Source organism: Oleiphilus sp. HI0132 (genome assembly GCF_001635845.1).
In genome coordinates this window covers 1-1462 of record NZ_LWGJ01000482.1, presented here as the reverse complement: position 1 = coordinate 1462, position 1462 = coordinate 1, and the positions used below count along the sequence as shown (strand labels likewise).

At 45.0% G+C, this 1462-nt stretch carries 2 protein-coding genes; both read right to left on the bottom strand.

The window, feature by feature from the left end:
• A partial coding sequence (gene asd, locus A3766_RS05870) for an aspartate-semialdehyde dehydrogenase (protein WP_068641906.1) occupies positions 1 to 973 on the bottom strand: 973 nt, incomplete at its 3' end.
• A gap of 36 nt (positions 974 to 1009) precedes the next feature.
• Positions 1010 to 1462 (bottom strand): 3-isopropylmalate dehydratase small subunit (gene leuD, locus A3766_RS05865; RefSeq protein ID WP_068641904.1); only part of this gene is annotated, 453 nt, incomplete at its 5' end.

Genomic DNA, 1462 nt, shown 5'->3' with positions numbered 1-1462 from the left:
TACCAGTTACTTCAGTAGGTGTAAGCTCATTAATCGTTTGCTCACGATCATTCGGAATAACCTTAACCCAGTCGTTCGCCTTCGCTAATTTTTGCTCAATCTCTTCCACTGAAATATCTTTCTTCAGCTTGATCGTTAAGGCCTGGCTATGACAACGCATTGCGCCAATACGCACGCACAGGCCGTCAATAGGGATCGGTGTGTCTTCAATGCCTAGTATTTTGTTTGTCTCGGCGCCAGCTTTCCACTCCTCCCTGCTTTGCCCTGAAGGTAGCTGGGTATCGATCCAAGGAATCAGGCTACCCGCAAGCGGCACACCGAATTGGTCTTTTGGAAACTCATCAGAACGCAGCCTTTCAGCGACCGCTTTGTCGATATCAAGGATTGCGCTTGCAGGGTCTGATAGTGGATTAATTACAGTATTATGAATATCACCCATCTGCGAGATTAGTTCACGCATATGCTTGGCACCAGAACCTGAAGCTGCTTGATAAGTCATGGGTGAAACCCACTCAATCAAGTCTTCAGCAAACAAACCACCTAGCGCAATCAGCATTAAGCTGACCGTACAGTTTCCGCCAACGTAGTTCTTAACGCCTGATGCCAGGCCTTTATCGATCACGTCACGGTTAACAGGATCGAGCACGATAATCGCTTGATCATCCATACGAAGCGCAGAAGCTGCGTCAATCCAGTAGCCGTCCCAGCCTGAGTCTCTCAGTGGCTGAAATACCTCTTTGGTATAATCACCACCCTGACAAGTAATGATGACATCCATTGCTGATAATTCAGCAATGTCGGTTGCGCTCTTAAGCTTTTTCTCACTTTGACCAACATCTGGCGCATCTTGGCCAGCCTGTGAGGTTGTGAAGAAAATAGGCTCAACCAATGAGAAGTCGTTTTCTTCTTTCATGCGCTGCATTAGCACGGAGCCTACCATGCCTCGCCAACCAACAAGTCCTAATTTTTTCATCTTGAAAACTCTTTTAAATAATCCAATAAGTCTGTTTTATCGCTCAAAATCTACAAATAACCAAGGTGCTTCAGCTTTTCTTTTCTCTTCATAAGCCTTGATTGCTTCGACGTTTTCTAGCGTTACGCCAATATCATCCAAACCGTTTAACAAACAGTGCTTACGGAAGTCATCGACTTCGAAGCTGTATACTTTACCACTCGGTGAAGTCACGGTTTGTTGCTCTAAATCAATACTTAGTTCATAACCTTCGTTTGCGAATAATTCGTTGAAGATTACGTCAACATCTTCTTCACTCAGAACGATCGGTAAAATACCGTTCTTGAAGCAGTTGTTGAAGAAAATATCCGCAAAGCTCGGCGCGATAACAGCACGAAAGCCATAATCATCAAGCGCCCAAGGCGCATGTTCACGAGATGAACCACAACCAAAGTTTTGACGTGCAATAAGAATATTTGACCCCTGATAGCGCGCCTGGTTAAGCGAAAA